This window comes from Mycolicibacterium pyrenivorans, from assembly GCF_025821625.1.
GTDB classification, from domain to species: Bacteria; Actinomycetota; Actinomycetes; order Mycobacteriales; family Mycobacteriaceae; genus Mycobacterium; species Mycobacterium pyrenivorans.
In genome coordinates this window covers 1-1432 of the sequence record NZ_JACKSH010000095.1, presented here as the reverse complement: position 1 = coordinate 1432, position 1432 = coordinate 1, and the positions used below count along the sequence as shown (strand labels likewise).

Genomic DNA, 1432 nt, shown 5'->3' with positions numbered 1-1432 from the left:
CCGGCGGTAGACCGATGAATGCCACCAGGGCAACGACTTCGAGCGCGACTACCACCGGTGTTCCGGCGCGCACGCCCACGGTGCGGGCCTTCATCGCANCCTCCGTCGCATGCCGACGACCGACACGGCGACGGCGGCGACGAGCAGGACCGCGGCGCCGGCGAGCAGGGCGCTGTTGCGCGGCCGATGATCCGGTCCCGGCGGGGGCGGAGGCACATAAAGGTCGGTGCTGAGCCGCTCGACTGGTTTCGGATCGCCCAGCGGCACATCGAAGGTCAGCGCCGCTACCGGATCGACCACGCCGTAGCCGACCTGGTTGTCGACCCCGCGGGCCGGATTGTGGGCGGTCTCGGCTTCGGATCGCCCAGCGGCACATCGAAGGTCAGCGCCGCTACCGGATCGACCACGCCGTAGCCGACCTGGTTGTCGACCCCGCGGGCCGGATTGTGGGCGGTCTCGGTGATGCGCCGCATGACTTGGGCCGCGGTGAGATCGGGGAATTTGGCCCGCACCAGCGCGACCACGCCGCTGACGTAGGCGGCCGAGAAGCTGGTCTCTCGGTGATGCGCCGCATGACTTGGGCCGCGGTGAGATCGGGGAATTTGGCCCGCACCAGCGCGACCACGCCGCTGACGTAGGCGGCCGAGAAGCTGGTTCCCCAGAAACCCGCACCCAAGCCGGGTTCATCGGGTCGGGCGTTGACCGCGGCGCCGTTGGTGTTCGACAGGCCCATGATCCGCCACCCCGGGGCGGCCACCGACACCCACGGGCCGTTGATCGAATCCGGTAGCGGTAGCCCCTCGGGGGTCACCGCTCCGACGGTGAGCACGTAGTCGGAGAACCACGCCGGAGTCACGATCGTGCGCACCCCAGCCCAGTCCCGGGGATCGTTGGGGTCCAGGGCATTGAACGCGGGGTTCTGTCCGCAGTCCTGTCCCTGGTCGCCGCCGCTCTGATTGCCGGCGGCGGCCACGATCACGATGTCCTTGTCCACCGCGGCGTAGCGCACCGCCGCGCCCAGAGCATCCTGGTTGACCGGGGCCGCGGCGTTGATGCACGACGCCAACGACACGTTGATCACCTGAACGCCGGGCAGGTCTGCGGCATGTCGAATGGCCTTGGCCAGGGTCGCGATGTCACCGGCCTTGCGTTGGCCCTCGATGTCCCCGGGGGCTGGTCGCGCCGGGGTGAACGCCGTCGAGGACTGACGAATCGAGATCAGCGAGACATCGGGGGCCACGCCGACCACCCCGTCCGGTCCCCCTGGCGGAGGGCCCGGCACCAACGGCTGTGCGGCGCCGGTGTCGCCGGGACCCTGCGCGGGGGGAGGTCCCGCCGGCGGCGGCCCGCCGGGCGGCGGTTCTGCCGGAGGTGGCGGCGGCTCGGGCGGCGGTGCCGGCGCGGTCACTGTCGCGGTCGCGGTGATCGTCGG

Annotated in this window: 1 pseudogene; it reads right to left on the bottom strand. The window is 71.4% G+C overall.

The features are described 5' to 3' along the window. Positions 1-284: 284 nt before the first annotated feature. Positions 285-1432: pseudogene (locus tag H7I57_RS11955) on the bottom strand (S8 family serine peptidase); the annotation flags it as partial.